Origin of the sequence: Neisseria sp. P0013.S005, from assembly GCF_051958425.1 — a bacterium.
Lineage (GTDB): Bacteria > Pseudomonadota > Gammaproteobacteria > Burkholderiales > Neisseriaceae > Neisseria > Neisseria subflava.
Genome location: NZ_JBQCVL010000001.1, coordinates 300,617 through 319,244, shown reverse-complemented (window position 1 = coordinate 319,244; position 18,628 = coordinate 300,617). Strand labels below are relative to the sequence as shown.

The following is an 18,628-nucleotide window of genomic DNA, read 5'->3' as shown; positions in this document are numbered from 1 at the left end:
ATGAAATGGCTGTTTGCGGTATTGGTCGCACTCAACATCATTGTTTTTGGCAGCATGGTTGCCTATCGGACACAACATAAAACCGCCAAACCCGAATCTGCTTTGGAAGGCAGTACACACGAATTATTGCGCCCGTCTTCTTTGGACGCACCCAAAGCCGAGCCTCAGCAGGCATCGCAACCCGATTGGGTGGTGGTTGAATCAGACGGCCTGATTATGGCCGAACCTGAATCCGAAGAAGCGGAAGCCTTGCGTAAAAAGCAAGAAGCGCAGCAGTTGAAAGAGAAAAAAGAAAAAATGCGCCGCGAGAAAGAGGCGCAAGAGCGTCGCGCCGCTGAAGAAGAAATGGGCGCGGCCGGCGTGGAACGCTTGTGTACCAGCAGCGCCACCGTGGTGATGGATGAAGACGATTACCACCGCATCAAAGGCCTGTTGGGCAAATGGCCTCATGCGGCCAGCCGCAGTATCGAAAAACGCAACGGCGCATCCGGTGGCGAGACTTCTTCCAAAACCTTCCGCGTGGTCTTGCCTGCCGACGGCGACACTTCCGCCCAGCTTGATGCCTTGGGCAGCCGCGGCTTTAGCGGCAGCATTCACAACGGCGAAATCAGTATTGACGTAACACGCAGCCGCTCTTCCGCCCAAGTTTTGATTTCACGCTTGTCCAGCGCAGGTTTCGGCGGTGCGCGCATTGTCGAACAGGAAGACAGAAGCGCACCCGATACCGGTTTGAGCGTGGCGCGCATGACCGTGGTCTTTATGGCGGTCGACGAGCGCGATGCCCAAGACATCAGAAACATTGTCGGTCGTTATGGCAAGTTGAATATGAAAACCTGCCGATAGTCAGGCTTATTCGGTTTCAGACGGCCTGATAAGCAGTTCCAAGCCTGATAAACCGAACGCCACAAAACACGAAACCCACTGTATCGGCAGTGGGTTTCATGTTTTCGGTTTTGAGTATCTGATATAAAGGGGAACAGGTATGTTTCGTATATGCGCACTCCGAGTATCAAGAGATAATGAGAAAGAGGGGGATAAAATCTGTCGTTTAATGGCTCGGATTAGGACGTCTTCCGAGTGGTTTTGATTATACGCTAATAATAACTATTATCAATAGCAAAATTGAAAAAATAAGGGATTTTGATGTAATATATTGTTTCGTATGGAAATTAAATTGCGGTATAGGCTTTGCCGTGATTGAAAAGGCCGTCTGAATAAAGACGGCCTTTTGTCTATTAGAATTTAGGCAGTGAACAAGTTTCTGGGATTAAAATCCTGCATCCAGGGACACCTGCCGCGCGACATCTTCTTAAAGCTTCTGCTTCAGCAAATCCAGGTTTCCCTGTAACTGAGAATAGTCTTGGTCTCTTACCTTCATCACCGTGTGCACTGGCAACACAGCCATTTCGCGCCCATACAAGTACTTTACATGGAGCATTACTTCCTCCACGTTCACAAGTTTTGATGGCTTCTCTCTCTGCAGCAGCCCGAGAATCCATATCGAGTGCACCACCTGACATACCTGTTTTTGTATTTATGGCCAGCGCCAAATATTTTGAAGGAACATTGATATTAACAATTTCCGTAGGTTGATTTTGTTGATACTGACGAGACGACGTACAGTTGGGATTATAGCCATACTGACACAGCGCCGGATTGTTTTGCAATGCTCCTCTGGTTGCGGGGTCAGCAGCATAAACATTAAGACTTGCCAGTCCTAGCAATACAACAAGTAACTTTTTCATTTTAATTCCAATCTATTTATTATTTGAATCTTTATCAGCCTGCCGCTGCATCAATCCTACGATGATTCGTTATCTTCTTTACGCGGCTGACGTTGAAATAGGGTAAGGCAAGCATTTCAACCCTATATTTCAGACGGCCTTTTGATTTGTTTCAATCACTCATAAACCCAAGCAAGCACATATCCAAAGCGATATAAAATAACGGCACTTTGTCTATTAGAATTTAGGTAGTGAGCAACCTTCGTTCGCAACGATAGAACATTGAGGACTACCAGATTCCTGACATTTTATTAAAGCTTCTTCTTCAGTATTGCCAGTATTTTTCGTTCCAAAAAAAAGTGTCCCATCTTTTCCCTGAGCAACTGCAATACATCCATTACGTACCCAAGCCAAAACTTTACACGGTTTATTTTTCCCACCTCGTTCACAGGTTTTAATAGCTTCTCTTTTGGCAGCAGCAAGTGAGTCCATCTCAAGTGCACCACCAGCAATACCTGTTTTAAAATTTACTGCCCATGCTCCATATTTTGAAGGAACATCGATATTGACAACGTTTGGTTGGTTTTGAGAATAACCACTATTAGAAGATTGTGGTCTGCCAACGTTATATAGAATTTGCCTGCCCGAGCTGTCGATAATACGACAGGTTCCAGTTGCAGGTTGGTATTCACCGCCGCAGCCGTTGGCATAAACATTAAGACTTGCCAGTCCTAGCAATACAACAAGTAACTTTTTCATTTCAATTCCAATCTATTTATTTGAATCTTTATCAGCCTGCGCTGCATCAATCCTACGATGATTTCTTATCTTCTTTACGCGGTTGACGTTGAAATAGGGTAAGGCAAACATTTCAACCCTATCTTTCAGACGGCCTTTTGATTTGTTTCAATCACTCATAAACCCAAGCAATCAACATATCCAAAGCCATATAAAATACCGTATAATCAAGGCCAAATTAACTTTGCCTGCTTGTCGGGCCGTCTGAAAAATTATGCAACAAACCTACGCCGCCGTACAGCGAGATTTGCTCGAAGCCAACCATCTTTCCCCCGATTTGCTCGCCCAAAGCCTGAGCATTATCGGCGCCAACCATGTCGATTATGCCGACATCTATTGTCAGCGCACTGCCTATGAAAGCTGGCATTTGGAAGAAGGCATCGTTAAATCGGGCAGTTTTCAAATCGATCAGGGCGTGGGCGTGCGTGCCGTTTCGGGCGATAAAACCGCTTTTGCCTACGCCGACAGCCTGTGTATCGATTCGATCAACCGCTCTGCCAAAGCAGTTCGCGTGATTGGTGCGGCCGGTGGCGAGGCCAGCGTCAAAGTGCCGACACCTGCCTACGGCAAGCCTGTCCATATGGCGATAGACCCTATTGCCAGCCTCGATTCCGCTGCCAAAGTCGCGCTGTTGAACAAAGTTGAAACGCTGGCCAAAGCCGCCGATCCGCGTATCGTGCAAGTGATGGCCGGTTTGACCTGCGAATACGACATGGTGTACATCGCCCGTCTGGACGGTAAACACGCTGCCGATATCCGCCCGATGGTGCGCATGAACGTCACCGTCATTGCCAAGCAGGGCGAGCGTCGCGAGCAGGGCAGCGCGGGCGGCGGCGGGCGTTATGATTTGGCGTATTTCGATGAAAACTTGGTGCATCGGTTTGTCGATTCCGCCGTCAAACAAGCCCTGACCAATCTCGAATCCCGTCCTGCGCCTGCCGGCGAGATGACCGTCGTTTTGGGCAACGGCTGGCCGGGCGTGTTGCTGCACGAAGCGGTCGGGCATGGTTTGGAAGGCGATTTCAACCGCAAAGAAACCAGCGTTTTCTCCGGCCGAATCGGCGAGCGCGTGGCCGCCAAAGGCGTTACCGTTGTGGATCAAGGCGATATTGTCGACAGACGCGGTTCGCTCAATATCGACGACGAAGGCAATGAAACCCGCCGCACTGTATTGATCGAAGACGGTATTTTGGTCGGCTATATGCAGGACGAAACCAACGCCCGCCTGATGGGCACGCAATCAACCGGCAACGGCCGCCGCGAAAGTTACGCTTCTGCGCCTATGCCGCGCATGACCAATACCTTTATGGAAAACGGCGGCTATGAGCCGGAAGAAATCATCGCGTCCATCGACAAGGGCATTTACGCCGTCAACTTCGGCGGCGGACAAGTGGACATTACCAGCGGCAAGTTCGTGTTCAGCGCATCCGAAGCATGGTGGGTGGAAGGCGGCAAACTGCAATATCCTGTCAAAGGCGCGACCATCATCGGTAACGGCCCTGAAGTGCTGAAACATGTTTCCATGATAGGCAATGACACCGCGCTCGACAGCGGCATCGGCGTCTGCGGCAAAGAGGGGCAGAGCGTTCCTGTCGGCGTCGGACAACCGACTCTGAGGATTGATGCCGGGCTGACTGTCGGCGGTAGCGCAATCTGACGCGGAATCCAGTACGATGCCGTCTGAAAGTTTTTTCAGACGGCATCGCCTTATTCTTTTTTATGATGTTTGATATTCCCAAGAATTCTTTAACATTATCTTACAAGTTCATTAAAATACCGCCTTTCGTTAAGCTGATTGTCTGATTCTGATGAACTGGCCTTATCTGATCGATGCCATACCCAAATTCGCCGATGCGGCAAAGCTGACGCTGGAATTGTCCGTTTACGGCGTTGTTTTGTCGTTGCTGTTCGGCCTGCCCGTCGCCGTGGTAACGGCATACCGCATCCGCCCTTTCTACGCATTGGCACGCGCCTATATCGAACTGTCGCGCAATACGCCCCTGTTGATCCAGTTGTTTTTCCTGTATTACGGCCTGCCGAAAATGGGCATCAAATGGGACGGTTTCACCTGCGGCGTGATCGCGCTGGTTTTCTTGGGCGCAAGCTATATGGCGGAAGCCGTCCGCGCCGGCATTTTGGCAGTGCCAAAAGGGCAGGTCGAGGCGGGTAAAGCCGTTGGTTTGAGCCGATTTCAAGTGTTCCGCTATGTCGAATTGCCGCAGGCTTGGGCGGTCGCTTTTCCGGCTGTTGCCGCTAATATATTGTTTTTAATGAAAGAAACATCCGTTATTAGCGCGGTCGGTATTGCAGAATTGTTGTTTGTTACCAAAGATGTGATTGGTATGGACTATAAAACCAACGAGGCATTGTTCCTGCTGTTTGCCGCTTATCTGATTATCCTGCTGCCTGTTTCTTTGTTGGTGCGGCGATTGGAAAACCGCATACGGAGGGCGAAATATGGCGTTTGACTGGCTTTTTGAAGGAAAAAATGCGGCACGTTTGGGCGAAGGCCTGCTCTTAACAGCACAAATTTCTTTAATCTCTGTTGCGGCTTCTTGCGTATTGGGGACGTTGTTCGGCCTGGTTTTGCGTTCGCGCAACCGGCTTGTCCGCCTTATCGGACGGTTTTATCTCGAAACCATCCGCATCGTGCCGATTTTGGTGTGGCTGTTCGGCCTGTATTTCGGTTTGTCCGTGTGGACGGGCATACACATCGGCGGATTTTGGGTTTGCGTTTGGGTTTTTACGCTTTGGGGCATCGCCGAAATGGGCGATTTGGTGCGCGGCGCATTGGAATCGATTGAAAAACATCAAGTCGAATCGGGCTTGGCACTGGGTTTGAGCCGTCGTCAAGTGTTCCGCTACATCGAATTGCCGCAAGGTGTCCGCCGCGCTTTGCCGGGGGCGGTTAATTTGTTTACGCGAATGATTAAAACCAGTTCGCTCGCCTCGCTTATCGGCGTGATTGAAGTGGTCAAAGTGGGACAGCAAATTATTGAAAACTCTCTGCTGACGCAGCCCAATGCCTCATTTTGGGTTTATGGCCTGATTTTTATGCTGTATTTCTTATGCTGTTGGCCGCTGTCGCTGTTGGCGGCAAAGCTGGAACAAAAATGGGAACACTGATATGGCTTTATTGAGCATCCGCAAGCTGCACAAACAATACGGCAGCGTAACCGCCATTCAATCCTTAGATTTGGACTTGGAAAAAGGCGAAGTGATTGTGTTATTGGGTCCGTCCGGCTGCGGCAAATCCACCCTCCTGCGCTGCGTCAACGGTTTGGAGCCGCACCAAGGCGGCAGCATCGTGATGGACGGTGTTGGCGAATTCGGTAAAGACGTTTCCTGGCAAACCGCCCGGCAAAAAGTCGGCATGGTCTTTCAAAGCTATGAATTGTTTGCCCATATGACCGTCATCGAAAACATCCTCTTAGGCCCGGTAAAAGTACAAAACCGCAACCGCGCCGAAGCGGAAGCACAAGCCGACAAACTGTTGGAACGCGTCGGTTTATCCGACCGCAAAAACGCCTATCCGCGCGAACTTTCCGGCGGCCAGAAACAGCGCATCGCCATTGTCCGCGCCCTGTGCCTAAATCCGGAAGTCATCCTGCTGGACGAAATCACCGCCGCACTCGACCCCGAAATGGTGCGCGAAGTCTTGGAAGTGGTTTTGGAACTCGCCCGCGAAGGCATGAGCATGCTGATTGTTACCCATGAAATGGGGTTCGCCCGCAAAGTTGCCGACTGCATCGTCTTTATGGACAAAGGCGGCATCGTCGAATCGTCCGATCCCGAAACCTTCTTCTCCGCACCCAAAAGCGAGCGTGCCCGCCAATTTCTGGCAGGTATGGACTACTGATTTACCGCAAACCGTCCGCTCCCCCTTTCAGACGGCATTCTATCCCAAGCAAACATTCAAAAAGGAGATTCCCAATGAAACTGAACGCAAAATTCAAAGCGCTACTCGCCTCTGCCGCCATCGCCGTCGGCCTGACTGCTTGCGGAGGCGGCTCCGGCGATGCCCAATCTTCACAAAGCAGCGGCGCGGCGACCGTTGCCTCCATCAAAGAAAAAGGCGTCATCCGTATCGGTGTATTCGGCGACAAGCCTCCGTTCGGCTATGTTGACGCCAACGGCAAAAACCAAGGCTTTGACGTTGAAATCGCCAAAGACCTGGCCAAAGACCTGCTCGGCAGCCCCGACAAAGTCGAATTCGTCCTGACCGAGGCCGCAAACCGCGTCGAATACGTCCGTTCCGGCAAAGTCGACCTCATCCTCGCCAACTTCACCAAAACACCCGAACGCGCCGAAGCCGTCGATTTCGCCGATCCTTACATGAAAGTGGCCTTGGGCGTGGTTTCCCCCAAAGACAAACCGATTACCGACGTTGCGCAATTGAAAGACCAAACCCTTCTGGTCAACAAAGGCACCACCGCCGATGCCTTCTTCACCAAAAGCCATCCTGAAGTCAAACTGCTGAAATTCGACCAAAATACCGAAACCTTCGACGCACTGAAAGACGGCCGCGGTGTAGCACTCGCCCACGACAACGCCCTGCTGTGGGCGTGGGCGAAAGAAAACCCGGATTTTGAAGTCGCCATCGGTAATTTAGGCCCTGCCGAATTTATCGCACCCGCCGTTCAAAAAGGCAACGCCGATCTCTTGAACTGGGTCAACGGCGAAATCGCCGCCATGAAAAAAGACGGCCGTCTGAAAGCCGCCTATGAAAAAACCCTGTTGCCCGTGTATGGCGAAAAAGTCAAACCGGAAGCATTGTTGGCCGAATAAGTTTGTTTAACAAGAAAATCCGTATCCGCATTTGAAGGCGGGTGCGGATTTTTTCAGCTGCCGCAAATATCGCAAATTCAAAGTAAAATCAACTATATCATTGTTTTTTATTTATTCCGTTGTTGCCGCTTGGAAGGGAATCCGCCCCGTTCGGTTTCGCTTGTTTTTGAATTTCGGGCAACTTTCAAATCGTCATTCCCGAAAATCGCTTCAGCCTTATGTTTCCGGATGACCGCTTTCGCGGAATGACGGCGGAGCGTTTCTGTTATTCGGATAAATTCCTACGGTATCGAAATGGCGATAAGGTGTTTTTCTTTATTATATAATTCCAAAGCGAAAATGATATTTTTTGAACAAGCGTGCCGCAAAGCCGGAAAAAATGTTCGAGCCGCATCGGCGGCAGACGGGATAAAAAATGATGTTTGACGAATGGTTGGGCTTGTCAAAACTACCTAAAAATGAAGCAAGAATGCTGCTGAAATATGCTTCGGGATATACGCGCGTGCAGTTGTTGACACGGGGCGGGGAAGAAATTCCGGATGAAGTCCGGCAGCGGGCGGACAGGCTGGCGCAACGCCGTCTGAGCGGCGAGCCGATGGCCTATATTTTGGGTGTGCGTGAGTTTTACGGACGACGCTTTGCCGTCAATCCCCATGTACTGATTCCACGCCCTGAAACCGAGCATTTGGTGGAAGCCGTGCTCAAACGCTTGCCGCCGCAAGGCCGCGTGTGGGATTTGGGAACGGGCAGCGGCGCCATTGCCGTGACCGTCGCGCTTGAACGCGTTGATGCCGATGTTCGCGCATCCGACATCAGCACCGGTGCTTTGGATACCGCCCGTCAAAATGCGGCCGAATTGGGCGCAAAAGTCGAGTTTGCGCAGGGTTCGTGGTTTGATACCGACAGGCCGTCTGAAGGCAGATACGATGTGATTGTTTCCAATCCGCCGTATATCGAGAACGGCGATGAACATTTATCGCAAGGCGATTTGAGGTTTGAACCGCAAAATGCGTTGACCGACTTTTCAGACGGCCTCAGCCATATCCGCCACATTACTCAAGAAGCCCCCAAATACCTGAAAGCTAACGGCTGGCTGCTGTTTGAACATGGCTATGACCAAGGCGAAGCGGTGCGGAATATTATGCTGAAGAACGGTTTTGCCGAAGTGGCAACCGAACAGGATTTGGCAGGATTGGACAGGGTCACGCTGGGACGTTTGCCTGCTTAGCGGGCATGGTTTGTCGGAATTAAAAAAGGGCGTGTCAATCACGCCCTTTTGGTTTTCTGGTTTGTCTGTTCAGACGGCTTGGTTTAACGCCAAGCAGCGACGAACTCCGCCCAATGTTGTTTTTCTTCGGCTTGTGCGGCCAGATAATGTTTGATGCGTTTGATTTCGACTTCGTATTCATCGGCATCGAGCGCGCCGCTCATCATGCGAAAGCGCATGTACATCAGGTAGGTATTGGCGGCATCGGTTTCGCAATAGTCGCGGATGTCTTTCAGACGGCCTGCATGATAAGCGTCCCAAACCTTGCTGCCGTCCATGCCCAGTTTGCCGGGGAAGCCGCAGAGTTTGGCCATATCGTCTAAAGGCACGCTGGCGCGCGGTTGGTAGAGGGCGAGCAAATCCATTAGGTCGCAATGGCGGGTGTGGTAGCGGCTGATGTAGTTGTTCCACTTAAAGTCGCGGCTGTCGCCAAAGTCGCCGTCGCCCATGTCCCAATAGCGGGCGGCGCTGATGCCGTGTATCAGGGCGCGGTAGTGGAGGACGGGCAGGTCGAAACCGCCGCCGTTCCAGCTGACGAGTTGTGGCGTATAGTTTTCGATGACCTCGAAGAACTTGGCAATCATGATTTCTTCGCTGTCTTCGGGATCGCCGATGGTGCTGACGCGGATTTTGTCTTGCCCCCAGCGCATACAGCAGGAGATGGCGACGACTTGGTGCAGATGGTGTTGCATAAAGTCGCTGCCGGTTTTGGCGCGGCGTTGCTGTTGGGCAAACAGGACGACTTCGTTGTCGGGCAAATCGGCTGGCAAATCGTAAAGCTGGCGGATGCCGTTTACGTCGGGAATGGTTTCGATGTCGAAGGCGAGTATCGGAGTCATGGCGTGATCGGGTTGGATAAGGGATGATGTCATTGTGGCATGACGGCGCAGATAAAAAAAGAGGCAATCCCCCACAGGATTGCCCCAATACCTCAAATCAGAGATTTACGCTTCACAAACAATACAGGCTTTTACCTGCGGCTTTACAGATGCAGCTCAACTCTGCATCAGTAAACTTTCATTTCGGGTATTGCACCGAAATCCTCTAAGATACCGCAATTTCTTGCAATATCAGAAAAATGCTTACAAAAGTATCTAAAACCGGCGAGGCCGTCTGAACGTTTTGTAATTTGATGTAGTGAAATTTACGCGAATTTTTACAGTTTGCCAAGTATTTTTTTCTGAAGGCTTGTTTTGGTATAAATTTCATATGTTGTCATATTTTTGCAATTATGTTTCATAATTATTCAAAAGTTAGGTATTTATTTTATTTTTTTAAATTTTAATTTAATTTTATTTCATATTTTGAATGATTAAAATGTATTTTTTCAAATGAACTATTTTTGCAATATATTGTTTTTAAAAGAAATTAAATTTAATATATAAATGAAAAAGTTGTTTTTAAAGCATTTAAAGCGGAATATTATTTGATTGTTTGAACTCAAACATGAGTTTCGGTTTGATTCAATTAAAATGAAAAAGCGGCGAAAGAAAAATTTCGCCGCTTTTTGCATATTCAAATTGTAATTCAATGTAGTCAATAAAAGCTGCTTTCGCCTTCGGGACGGGTTTTGAAGCGTTTGTGCAGCCAGAAATATTGTTCGGGATGCTCGCGTACCCGCTCTTCGATGAAGTCGTTCATGCGCTGGGTGTCGGCTTCGACATTTTCAGTCGGGAAATTGTCCCAAGCCGGATGGAAGTGCAGGGTTACGGTATTGTCGGTTTCGCGCGTGGGGATGGCGGGAATAATTTTGGCTTTGGTCATGCCGGCGATACGGCTAAGGCCGGTAATCGTGGCCGTCTGAATGCCGAAGAAATTGACGAAAATGGAATCGTTGCGGCCGAAGTCTTGGTCGGGCAGATAAAGAAAGGGCGCATCGCTTTTGCGCAGGTGTTTGATGATGGCACGCAGGCCTTCTGTGCGGCCGATCAGGAAAACATTGTTGTAGCGGTGGCGGCCTTTCAGGATTTGTTCGTCCAGGGCTTTGTTTTTTTGGTGCGAATACATGCTGGTCAGCGGCACATCCTGATTGAGCGTGTAAACCGCCATTTCAAATGCGGTAAAGTGCGGATAGAGGATGATGACTTTTTCGCCGGCGGCGAGGGCTTCGTCGAGATGGTGTTTGTCTTGATAGCGTACCAACGAGCGCAGCTTGTCCGCAGGTGCGTACCAGTAGAGGCCGTATTCGAGCATCAGCTTTGCCATGTGTTGGAAGTGGCGTTTGAGCAGGGCGGTGCGCTGGCTGTCGTTCAGCTCGGGAAAGCATTTTTTAAGGTTGACCTCGCCGACTTTGCGGCGCGGTTTGACTGCGTAATAGGCGAGAATACCGATCGCGTCGGCAATCTTGTGCAACACGCAAAAAGGCAGCAGGCGGATGAGGTAGAGAAAAAGGAAGGCGGCTTTCATGAAGGCTCGCTGTATGTGGGCAAAGGGCTATTATAACCGAAAGGCCGTCTGAAAACGGGCTGGAACACTATTTCAGACGGCCTGAATGTCGGCTTACCATTGGAAGCGGCCGCGTTTGACCTGCAGTCCGTCGGGGTTGAGTTGCGAAGCCAATCCGTGATTGCGCAGGGCGTGGGTGAGGGCGACGGCGAGTCCGTCGGCGGCATCGGCTTGCGGCGTGCCTGAAAGTGCAAGCATTTGGACCACCATATGCTGCACTTGCTCTTTGGAGGCCTTGCCCTTGCCGACCACAGCCTGCTTGACCTGAAGAGCGGTGTATTCAAACACGGGCAAATCGTGCATGACCAAAGCGGCAATCGCTGCACCGCGCGCCTGACCGAGCATTAACGTTGCGGCCGGATTGACGTTGACGAATACTTGCTCGATGGCTGCCTGATGGGGTTGATAGTGGCGGATGATTTCGTCGATATGGCGGACAATCACGGCGATGCGTTCGGAAAGCGACGCGCCGGTCGGGGTTTTGATACAGCCGGAAGCAACATAATGATGTTCGCGACCGTGGACATCGATAACGCCGAAGCCGGTCATGCGGCTGCCGGGGTCGATGCCAAGAATGCGTGTGGGTTGGAACTGGGACATAGTGCGTGTTTAAAGTAATCGGTGTTTCAGGGCAGGCAGGCGCGTGCGCACGCTTTGCAGGCTCGCAGTATCCAAATCGGCACAAATCACGCCTTCGCCTTCCGGCAACGTCGCCAATACATCGCCCCAAGGGTCAATAATCATACTGTGGCCGAATGTGCGGCGGCCGCTTTCATGCAGTCCGCCTTGTGCCGACGCGATGACGTAGCATTGGTTTTCCACCGCACGGGCGCGCAGCAGCAATTCCCAATGCGCCTTGCCGGTCGTGTAGGTAAATGCAGCCGGCAGCAGTAACACATCAAACGGCTGCTGGACGCGGAAAAACTCAGGAAAGCGCAAATCGTAGCAGACGCCGGCCGCCAGCGGAACATCGTCCACGCTCAATTTCGGCACATCGTTGCCCGCCAGTATCGTATCGGCTTCGGCGTAGCGTTCGCCCAAACCGGAAAAGCCGAACAGGTGCATTTTGTGGTAAAGCCCAATTCGGTTGCCGTCGCGGTCATACACCAGCATCGTGTTCATCACCTTGCCAGCGTTTTTGCTTTGCAGCGGAACCGTACCGCCAAACAACACCACGCCGCATTCCCTTGCCGTTTCGCTTAAGGCCGTCTGAAAACGGGTGTGGCAGGTTTTGCCAACTCGTCCATCGTCCAAAGGCTCGGCAAATGCCAGCTTGTCCGTATCGTTTTTGCCCATCAGCGGCCAATATTCGGGCAGCAACACCCAATCCGCCCCTTGTTCGGCCGCCTCGCGGACAAGGCGCTTCATGGTGGAAATATTGGTTTCGGGGTCGGTGGACGACACCATTTGCACAGCGGCGGCGCGTAAAGAGCGCATCATCAAAACTCCTGTCAGATTTTGCAAGAATTGTAACTTGTTTACGCACAAGGCCGATACAATCGTCACACAATTCCTCTCCAAAAAAGGATAAACCATGAACTTAAAACTTCTCCTCACTGCCGCACTTTCCACCGCCGCACTCGCTGCACACGCCGACGTACAGCTTTACGGCAGCATCAAAAGCGGCATCGAAACCTCGCAAACCCGTTTCGGCGACCAAACATACAGCCGAACCGCCGTTGCCGACCAAGGCAGCCACATCGGTTTGCGCGGCTCGCATCCGATTGGCGGCGGAACGAATTTTATTTGGGAAGTCGAACAAGATACCCCTGTCGGCAAAAGCGGCTCCATCCGCCAAGACTGGCGCGAACGTCGAGATAATTTTGGCCGTTAAGGAAAGATTGAATAGTAAAGGCCGTCTGAAAGATTTTCAGACGGTCTGTTTTTTATTTTGAGAATAGTAATATAGTGTATTTTTAACTCACTGTTTTTATTGTTTTAAATGACGAGTTATGAAGTTTTCGTATATTTTTTCGTATTAAAGGATGCTTGAAAAAAATAGGAAGGATTAAAATAATCTATTCTATGAAATTTATAGAAGCATAATAAAAGAACGGTTATTTTTTAAATTCTATCTTTAAAATCTAATTGATAGTTATTTATTAGGACTAAGTTTTCAAAATGGTGCTAGAATATTGTGAGCAATAAAATATAAATTTGTGAATTTTAAAAATGGGTATTGCTATAATGGGCTAAGCCATTACAAATTTAAGGAGTTTGACATGAAAAAAGCATTATTTCTTTCTATTTGCCTGTTAGGAGCTGGTTCTTGTTTTGCTCAGGATTTTTCAGCACTTTCTGTTTTCAAAGATACTATTAAGGAGTCAATCGATGAGAAAACATATACTCTATGCAATGTAGAAAAATATGATCAACTACATAAAATTGGAAATGAATGTTTGTATAGTTTATCTCTTAGCTTAGATAATGCAATAGATGAAAAATATAAAAAATTACAAATTGAAAACAAAAAAATAAATTAGTTGAAAAATTTCCTTCAAGTTATTTTTCTAAGTTAAGAAAAACGTACTCTGCTTATGAGGATGAAGCTTGTTTTAATCCATTAAGTGATATTACCGATGGGTTAAAAAATTCTTATGATACAAAAGAGCTTGTTTGTGATGTGGAGCAGAAATTATTTCATATAAAAACATTAGAAAATTTTGATAAAAATATTTGATTTATATATTAATTTAAGGTTATAATGTAATTTGAAAAAATCCAAATTTTTCAAGGAGGAGCAATGCAATATAAAAAACTATTCACAATTCCTTTTATTGCACTTTCTTTATTTTCTACTGCGTGCGCCGTGCAAAGTGGAAACGTAGTTGGGAAAGAAAGTGTTTATCCACCAGTAGCAAATTTTTCTTTTGAAATTAAGATAAAACCACTTTCTGATACGGATTATCAGGCTGTCATTACAAATAAAAAAACTAAAAAAATACAAATTATTGAAAGTATGTCACATCCCCCTCTAACTGCAGATCATTTGGTTCAAATACAAGACTTAAATAATGATGGATACCCTGATATTATTTTAAAGGGTTTTCCTGTTGCAGCGTCAGCAATTAATGGTAATGAACTTTATATGTTCAATCCTGAAACTAAACAATTTGAAGAAACTAAAGATATTACCCAGCTTGGAGAAATTCATGCTAGCGGCAAAAACTGTATTTACGTTGATTATCGGAAAAATTCAATGGAATACTCCCAGAATCATTATTGCTGGCGTAATGGTAAATGGCATTTTATTGAAAATAGGTAAAATATTATGAATGATAAATTCGATCAATATCGCTATATGAAATAGGGTAATTTATTACAAATTTAAGGAATTTAAAAAATGAAAAAAGCATTATTTCTTTCTGTTTGCCTATTAGGGGCAGGTTCATGTTTTGCACAGGAAAATATAGAGCATAAAAAAGAAGTCTGTCCTAAAAGTGCGTTAGAAAATATTGAAAATGTTAGTTATGATTGCTTGGATGTTTGGGATAGCCGTTTAGAAAAAAAAATTGATGAAAAATATAAGATGATATACCGACGAGTAAAACAAAAAGATATGGCTCTACATGCTTTGCCTTCCTCTTATTTTATTAAAGTACGTAAAACTTGGAATGCATATAGAGAACAACTTTGTTCTGATCCTACAAATAATACAGATCTAAAATCTGCATCTGATTGGTATATTCTTCAATGTCGAATTGAGCAATCGCAAGCTCATTTGAAAGCATTGGAGCGCTTCTAATTTGTTTTAAGAAAGGAATAAAGTATGGCAAAGAAAGCGAATCATGGCCTTCGTTTTACCGGTGGCGATCATTTAACCCCTAAAGATGGTTTTAAATATTATCTACATCAAGCTATGATGGTAAATGAATTGCGTGGGGGGTATGGTGCATATGAAATGTCTAATGCTGTAAATGGTTCTAGTGGTCCAAGCTTTGGTGGAATTCAATTTGATGTGGGATCTAATAAAAATGGCCAAAAGTTATTAGAAAAAATACTTCATCATGCCAAAGATAATGCAGGAAATTCTTTTTTATCAGAATCTGAGATGACGCAGCTTCATCGGATATACAAACCATTTAATGATGTCAAGACTAAGGAAGGAAAGATAGCAACTCGGGGAATGAGTGATGAAGATAAAGCATTCTACAAGCAAATCAAGCCCAAATTGGATGCTGCTCTATCATCCCCGACAGGAATAAAATTAATTAATGAAAACTATAATGAAAATTTAGATGATAAAATTTTAAAGGTAGAGGAAAAGATTAGTAATGTTAAAAATAAAGTAAATAGAGAATTTTTGAATAACAGCATGCAGGCAAAGGTCTTTATTGCGGATATTGGCAATCAATATGGTGCAAAAGTTAATGAGGCTCTTGTTAAGTTTATTGCACAAACAGAAAAAGACAATGGAGTCACTTTACCTGGAAATAGAACTGTAAAAGTGCATGGTCAGCTTGATATGGAAGATTTAAAAAATTTTCGTATGAGTACTGTATATGGAATCAAACACCCAGCAGATGCAAAACGTCGGGACGAAAACATCGAAAGAATCACAGCTCCAACTCGTCAGCAAGAACATTCCAAATCTTCTGAGGGTAATGACAGGCCAGCCGATAAACTTCAAGCTTTAATTCAAGGCTTTAAAAATGACAAAGATGGTACGTTCACAGCCAAAGCATTGGCTGACAATGCCGATGTGGTGGCAAATTTTAGAGATGAGTTGCGAGAGACCTTAAAACAAAATCAGGCTCAAGAAGTTGCTCAAAATACTCCACAAGTTCAAGAAGAGCGCAGCTATGGCGGTCGATCGTTTAGTTAGGAAATATTTAATAACCTTAAAACCCTAATAGGAGTCTTTGTATGCAGAAATTATTTATTCTAATATCATTAACTTTATCAGTTTCGGCTTGTGCTGTATCTCCAATGGAAGAAACTGAAGATGTGATAAATAGTGGATTATATAATATCGATTTTCGTGCCGGAAACGGTAAGATTTATTGCGGCGGTGATGCGAAAGTATCTGATTTGGCTCAGGGTGTATCATGTCTGACTGAAATTAAAGGTAAGCCTGTTTTACCGCGCCCCAACGATTGCGAACTTGAATGGGGTGGAACATTCTTCTTGGGTAAAACCGGTAAAGCAGATATGGTTTGTCATAGTGACTTTCCTTTTAATCCCAAAGCCCGTATCTTGAAAAATGGAGAAACAGTTAAAGGTAATAGCTGGCAATGTACGGCTTCCGGTTCAGAAGTAACTTGCATAAATCAAGATAAACATGGATTTAAGATTAGTCAGGAAGTGCAGAAGCTGTTTTAATACATCTTTAGGAATTTAATTTATTAAAGGAATGGTATATGGATACAAATAAAACTGGTAATCACAAGCAAGAAAATCAAAGAGACCAAGTTCGAGAACAGGTTATCAATGATTATATTGAAAATTTAAGGAAATATAATGGCTATACCGAAAAAGGTAAGGATAATACCATTTTTGGGGCTCATTATGGCATGCAAGGCCAATATTGGTGCGATATGTATGTTGATTATGTTATGGAAGAATCGTTTGGCAAACAAAATGCAAAAAAAATGTTAGGTGGATTTTCTGCAGGAACAGAGCTTAGCAAAGCTAATTATCAAAAAATAGGTAATTGGCATGATGCAAAAGATTATATTCCTCAGAAAGGAGATCAAATTTTCTTTCTTAATTCAACAAAAGATAAAAAAAGAACGGTTAATCATACAGGGGTTGTTATTGATGTTGATCTAGAAAAAGGTATTGTTTATACAATTGAAGGTAATACTAGTGCTAAGCCAGGGGATAGTAATGGAACAACAGTTAGGGAGAAACAATATCCTTTAGACAAAAATACAATAAAAGGGTATGGTACGCCTGATTGGAATATTGAAGTTGATAAACGAATTCAAGAAATAGAAATAAATAAATCATCCACTGTAAACGAACTTTCTTCAAAGGATAAATTGCAAAATTTGATAAACGGCTTTAAACACGACAAAGATGGTACGTTCACAGCCAAGGCATTGGCTGAAAATGCTGATGTGGTAGCGAATTTTAGAGATGAGTTGCGAGAGAACTTAAAACAAAATCAGGTTCAAGAAGTTGCTCAAAATACTCCTCAAGTTCAAGAAGAGCGCAGCTATGGTGGTCGTTCGTTTGGTTAAATCTTTCCCAAATTTGAAGAATGCTGATAGCACGTTTTTTCCTTATTCTTTCAATAGATAGTTACGCATGAATAATAACGAACTTGAGCAAGCACATAATCTTTTGCTTGAAACCGCCGAGGTAATGACACAATTTAGGCAAAGTACCCATCAGATTGTCCAAAATCTTGAAGATAAATTGGATAAATCACTTTACGATCAACGCAAAATGATTACGGAGATGGTGCGTGCGGAAGTGACGAAAGAAATGTCAAATTCGGTGGCAGGTTATGTGCGAGATATGGAAAAGGCACGCAACCAAATGGCTGATCAAGTACGTGAATTCAATGCATACTTGAATAAGGTAAATGAAGAAAATCAGAAGATTTCTTCACGTTTGGTATGGATTATTTCGCTTGCAATGGCAACATTGGTTATTGGCGGATTGGCATTATCTTTCTTTTATACAATGTTGATTGACCAAAAACGACAGGATGCGGATATGGTCGGTCGCATCAATCGAGCCAATATCGTGCGATGCGGCGATGAACTTTGTGCCAAGACAGGTAAAAGCGTAGAAAATGGCTATCGGGTTATTCAGCATCGATAGCTGAGAAACTAAAGGCCGTCTGAAAAAAAACAGGATAACTGGTTTTCAGACGGCCTTTGTCTATTGTGAGGATAATTGTAGAATGTGCCTTTAGATCACAGTTTTTATTGTTAAAAATGAAGAATTTTAGGAGTGTATTACATACGCTCTTTTTTGTATTTAAGGATGCTTGGAAAAAATTAGTAGGCTTAAAATCATCTATTTTATGAAATTTATGGAAGCATGATAGAAGAGAGAGTGGTTTTTGGAAAGTTTTGTACATTGTCTTAAAATATGGCCGTTTGTCGTTTTATTTTATCTATGTTTGCGAAATACATGCTAGAATGTGAATAATTTAATGTAAACTTATTAATTATAAAGAAATAGTTATTATAATGGTTTAGATTGCTAAAAAGTTAAGGAGTTTTAAAATGAAAAAACTAGCTATTCTTTTTAGTTTGTCCCTTCTTTTGGCAGCTTGTGATTTAGGCTTTCCCAAAATGACTGTTAATTATGATAATTTGCCCCATGGGAAAATTAAAGAATATATTACTAAAACATTTCCAAATGAACCTGAAAAAGAAGCATTGAGCAAAATGATTTATGCTCAGTTAAGTGGTGATAAAAGTGCTGATAATATTAGAAAGACCGTTTCCCAAATGGGTATGACTTGTGAAGTAGAAAAAGAGATGTGCGAGTATTTAGGATATATTAAAACTAAGGTTGCCGGTATTAGCTCGGGAAGTGGTCGGGCAAAACGCATTTATCATATCGTTATTTTCCCTAAAAAAGGGATGGATTCTTTGAAGATTGAATATCAAATTGTAGAAGATACGGAGAAGGTGAATTAAAT

Annotated in this window: 22 protein-coding genes; 16 read left to right on the top strand and 6 right to left on the bottom strand. The window is 45.4% G+C overall.

The features are described from left to right. Positions 1 to 843, top strand: coding sequence for a cell division protein (locus ACTHTA_RS01620; protein ID WP_308887028.1), 843 nt, complete (start codon positions 1 to 3; stop codon positions 841 to 843). A 392-nt stretch (positions 844 to 1,235) separates the two neighbouring features. Here ACTHTA_RS01620 and ACTHTA_RS01615 read toward each other — a convergent pair whose 3' ends face one another. Both ACTHTA_RS01615 and ACTHTA_RS01610 read right to left on the bottom strand, forming a co-directional pair. Continuing rightward, a complete protein-coding gene (locus ACTHTA_RS01615) occupies positions 1,236 to 1,745 on the bottom strand; it encodes a DUF4189 domain-containing protein (RefSeq protein ID WP_079457058.1) in 510 nt (169 codons plus the stop codon). A 216-nt stretch (positions 1,746 to 1,961) separates the two neighbouring features. Next, on the bottom strand, positions 1,962 to 2,483 hold the full coding sequence (locus ACTHTA_RS01610) for a DUF4189 domain-containing protein (protein ID WP_295863845.1): 522 nt from the start codon (positions 2,481 to 2,483) through the stop codon (positions 1,962 to 1,964). 253 nt (positions 2,484 to 2,736) lie between these two features. On the opposite strand from ACTHTA_RS01610, the gene tldD reads away from it, so the two are divergent. The 6 genes from tldD (at position 2,737) to prmC (ending at position 8,538) form a co-directional block, all read left to right on the top strand. Next, a complete protein-coding gene (gene tldD / locus ACTHTA_RS01605; RefSeq protein ID WP_308887032.1) occupies positions 2,737 to 4,179 on the top strand; it encodes a metalloprotease TldD in 1,443 nt (480 codons plus the stop codon). Between the two features lie 151 nt (positions 4,180 to 4,330). Further along, on the top strand, positions 4,331 to 4,990 hold the full coding sequence (locus ACTHTA_RS01600; RefSeq protein ID WP_003680341.1) for an amino acid ABC transporter permease: 660 nt from the start codon (positions 4,331 to 4,333) through the stop codon (positions 4,988 to 4,990). Beyond that, the gene (locus ACTHTA_RS01595) at positions 4,980 to 5,648 is read left to right on the top strand and encodes an amino acid ABC transporter permease (RefSeq protein ID WP_049329486.1); all 669 of its coding nucleotides are present in this window, start codon (positions 4,980 to 4,982) and stop codon (positions 5,646 to 5,648) included. Before ACTHTA_RS01600 ends, ACTHTA_RS01595 begins: the two co-directional genes overlap by 11 nt. A 1-nt stretch (position 5,649) precedes the next feature. Then, positions 5,650 to 6,381 (top strand): amino acid ABC transporter ATP-binding protein, encoded by a 732-nt coding sequence (locus ACTHTA_RS01590; RefSeq protein WP_049350820.1) that lies wholly within the window; start codon positions 5,650 to 5,652, stop codon positions 6,379 to 6,381. Between the two features lie 74 nt (positions 6,382 to 6,455). Further along, positions 6,456 to 7,310 (top strand): amino acid ABC transporter substrate-binding protein, encoded by an 855-nt coding sequence (locus ACTHTA_RS01585; RefSeq protein WP_308887035.1) that lies wholly within the window; start codon positions 6,456 to 6,458, stop codon positions 7,308 to 7,310. A 415-nt stretch (positions 7,311 to 7,725) separates the two neighbouring features. After that, complete coding sequence (prmC, locus tag ACTHTA_RS01580) at positions 7,726 to 8,538, top strand: peptide chain release factor N(5)-glutamine methyltransferase (protein WP_308887036.1); 813 nt, start codon at positions 7,726 to 7,728, stop codon at positions 8,536 to 8,538. Between the two features lie 83 nt (positions 8,539 to 8,621). Here the strand turns inward: prmC and ACTHTA_RS01575 are convergent, their stop codons facing one another. The 4 genes from ACTHTA_RS01575 to ACTHTA_RS01560 all read right to left on the bottom strand — a co-directional run bounded on the left by ACTHTA_RS01575 (position 8,622) and on the right by ACTHTA_RS01560 (position 12,462). Next, entirely contained in the window at positions 8,622 to 9,416 is a 795-nt protein-coding gene (locus ACTHTA_RS01575) for a 3'-5' exonuclease (RefSeq protein ID WP_308887135.1), read from the bottom strand. A gap of 697 nt (positions 9,417 to 10,113) precedes the next feature. After that, positions 10,114 to 10,998, bottom strand: coding sequence for a lipid A biosynthesis lauroyl acyltransferase (locus tag ACTHTA_RS01570; RefSeq protein WP_308887137.1), 885 nt, complete (start codon positions 10,996 to 10,998; stop codon positions 10,114 to 10,116). A gap of 78 nt (positions 10,999 to 11,076) precedes the next feature. After that, positions 11,077 to 11,622: a crossover junction endodeoxyribonuclease RuvC gene (ruvC, locus tag ACTHTA_RS01565; RefSeq protein ID WP_308887037.1), complete on the bottom strand. Its 546-nt coding sequence runs from the start codon at positions 11,620 to 11,622 to the stop codon at positions 11,077 to 11,079. A 9-nt stretch (positions 11,623 to 11,631) separates the two neighbouring features. After that, the gene (locus tag ACTHTA_RS01560; protein ID WP_308887039.1) at positions 11,632 to 12,462 is read right to left on the bottom strand and encodes a carbon-nitrogen hydrolase family protein; all 831 of its coding nucleotides are present in this window, start codon (positions 12,460 to 12,462) and stop codon (positions 11,632 to 11,634) included. A gap of 94 nt (positions 12,463 to 12,556) precedes the next feature. Between ACTHTA_RS01560 and ACTHTA_RS01555 the strand changes: the two genes are divergently transcribed. The 9 genes from ACTHTA_RS01555 (at position 12,557) to ACTHTA_RS01515 (ending at position 18,626) form a co-directional block, all read left to right on the top strand. Continuing rightward, positions 12,557 to 12,856, top strand: coding sequence for a porin (locus ACTHTA_RS01555; RefSeq protein WP_308887041.1), 300 nt, complete (start codon positions 12,557 to 12,559; stop codon positions 12,854 to 12,856). 388 nt (positions 12,857 to 13,244) lie between these two features. Then, positions 13,245 to 13,505, top strand: a complete 261-nt coding sequence (locus tag ACTHTA_RS01550) for a hypothetical protein (RefSeq protein WP_308887042.1) — start codon at positions 13,245 to 13,247, stop codon at positions 13,503 to 13,505. 260 nt (positions 13,506 to 13,765) lie between these two features. After that, positions 13,766 to 14,287 carry an XAC2610-related protein gene (locus tag ACTHTA_RS01545; protein ID WP_308112116.1) on the top strand — a complete coding sequence of 174 codons (522 nt, stop codon included), beginning with the start codon at positions 13,766 to 13,768 and terminating at the stop codon, positions 14,285 to 14,287. Between the two features lie 78 nt (positions 14,288 to 14,365). Continuing rightward, a complete protein-coding gene (locus ACTHTA_RS01540; RefSeq protein ID WP_003684225.1) occupies positions 14,366 to 14,767 on the top strand; it encodes a hypothetical protein in 402 nt (133 codons plus the stop codon). Between the two features lie 24 nt (positions 14,768 to 14,791). Continuing rightward, the gene (locus tag ACTHTA_RS01535; RefSeq protein ID WP_036472610.1) at positions 14,792 to 15,847 is read left to right on the top strand and encodes a hypothetical protein; all 1,056 of its coding nucleotides are present in this window, start codon (positions 14,792 to 14,794) and stop codon (positions 15,845 to 15,847) included. Positions 15,848 to 15,888: 41 nt separating this feature from the next. Further along, the gene (locus ACTHTA_RS01530) at positions 15,889 to 16,344 is read left to right on the top strand and encodes a DUF6636 domain-containing protein (RefSeq protein WP_440364145.1); all 456 of its coding nucleotides are present in this window, start codon (positions 15,889 to 15,891) and stop codon (positions 16,342 to 16,344) included. A 38-nt stretch (positions 16,345 to 16,382) separates the two neighbouring features. Further along, the gene (locus ACTHTA_RS01525; protein ID WP_003684181.1) at positions 16,383 to 17,207 is read left to right on the top strand and encodes a CHAP domain-containing protein; all 825 of its coding nucleotides are present in this window, start codon (positions 16,383 to 16,385) and stop codon (positions 17,205 to 17,207) included. A gap of 67 nt (positions 17,208 to 17,274) precedes the next feature. Beyond that, complete coding sequence (locus ACTHTA_RS01520) at positions 17,275 to 17,796, top strand: hypothetical protein (protein ID WP_003684204.1); 522 nt, start codon at positions 17,275 to 17,277, stop codon at positions 17,794 to 17,796. Positions 17,797 to 18,206: 410 nt separating this feature from the next. Continuing rightward, the gene (locus ACTHTA_RS01515; protein WP_308887043.1) at positions 18,207 to 18,626 is read left to right on the top strand and encodes a hypothetical protein; all 420 of its coding nucleotides are present in this window, start codon (positions 18,207 to 18,209) and stop codon (positions 18,624 to 18,626) included. Positions 18,627 to 18,628: the final 2 nt, after the last annotated feature.

Bases quoted from the DNA above. Each gene is read 5' to 3' on its own strand.
- prmC (WP_308887036.1), top strand. From the start codon at position 7,726: ATGATGTTTGACGAATGGTTGGGCTTGTCAAAACTACCTAAAAATGAA.
- ACTHTA_RS01550 (WP_308887042.1), top strand. From the start codon at position 13,245: ATGAAAAAAGCATTATTTCTTTCTATTTGCCTGTTAGGAGCTGGTTCT.
- ruvC (WP_308887037.1), bottom strand. From the start codon at position 11,622: ATGTCCCAGTTCCAACCCACACGCATTCTTGGCATCGACCCCGGCAGC.
- ACTHTA_RS01560 (WP_308887039.1), bottom strand. From the start codon at position 12,462: ATGATGCGCTCTTTACGCGCCGCCGCTGTGCAAATGGTGTCGTCCACC.
- ACTHTA_RS01585 (WP_308887035.1), top strand. From the start codon at position 6,456: ATGAAACTGAACGCAAAATTCAAAGCGCTACTCGCCTCTGCCGCCATC.
- ACTHTA_RS01525 (WP_003684181.1), top strand. From the start codon at position 16,383: ATGGATACAAATAAAACTGGTAATCACAAGCAAGAAAATCAAAGAGAC.
- ACTHTA_RS01610 (WP_295863845.1), bottom strand. From the start codon at position 2,483: ATGAAAAAGTTACTTGTTGTATTGCTAGGACTGGCAAGTCTTAATGTT.
- ACTHTA_RS01595 (WP_049329486.1), top strand. From the start codon at position 4,980: ATGGCGTTTGACTGGCTTTTTGAAGGAAAAAATGCGGCACGTTTGGGC.
- ACTHTA_RS01540 (WP_003684225.1), top strand. From the start codon at position 14,366: ATGAAAAAAGCATTATTTCTTTCTGTTTGCCTATTAGGGGCAGGTTCA.
- ACTHTA_RS01575 (WP_308887135.1), bottom strand. From the start codon at position 9,416: ATGACTCCGATACTCGCCTTCGACATCGAAACCATTCCCGACGTAAAC.
- ACTHTA_RS01545 (WP_308112116.1), top strand. From the start codon at position 13,766: ATGCAATATAAAAAACTATTCACAATTCCTTTTATTGCACTTTCTTTA.
- tldD (WP_308887032.1), top strand. From the start codon at position 2,737: ATGCAACAAACCTACGCCGCCGTACAGCGAGATTTGCTCGAAGCCAAC.
- ACTHTA_RS01555 (WP_308887041.1), top strand. From the start codon at position 12,557: ATGAACTTAAAACTTCTCCTCACTGCCGCACTTTCCACCGCCGCACTC.
- ACTHTA_RS01590 (WP_049350820.1), top strand. From the start codon at position 5,650: ATGGCTTTATTGAGCATCCGCAAGCTGCACAAACAATACGGCAGCGTA.
- ACTHTA_RS01615 (WP_079457058.1), bottom strand. From the start codon at position 1,745: ATGAAAAAGTTACTTGTTGTATTGCTAGGACTGGCAAGTCTTAATGTT.
- ACTHTA_RS01520 (WP_003684204.1), top strand. From the start codon at position 17,275: ATGAATAATAACGAACTTGAGCAAGCACATAATCTTTTGCTTGAAACC.
- ACTHTA_RS01515 (WP_308887043.1), top strand. From the start codon at position 18,207: ATGAAAAAACTAGCTATTCTTTTTAGTTTGTCCCTTCTTTTGGCAGCT.
- ACTHTA_RS01620 (WP_308887028.1), top strand. From the start codon at position 1: ATGAAATGGCTGTTTGCGGTATTGGTCGCACTCAACATCATTGTTTTT.
- ACTHTA_RS01535 (WP_036472610.1), top strand. From the start codon at position 14,792: ATGGCAAAGAAAGCGAATCATGGCCTTCGTTTTACCGGTGGCGATCAT.
- ACTHTA_RS01530 (WP_440364145.1), top strand. From the start codon at position 15,889: ATGCAGAAATTATTTATTCTAATATCATTAACTTTATCAGTTTCGGCT.
- ACTHTA_RS01600 (WP_003680341.1), top strand. From the start codon at position 4,331: ATGAACTGGCCTTATCTGATCGATGCCATACCCAAATTCGCCGATGCG.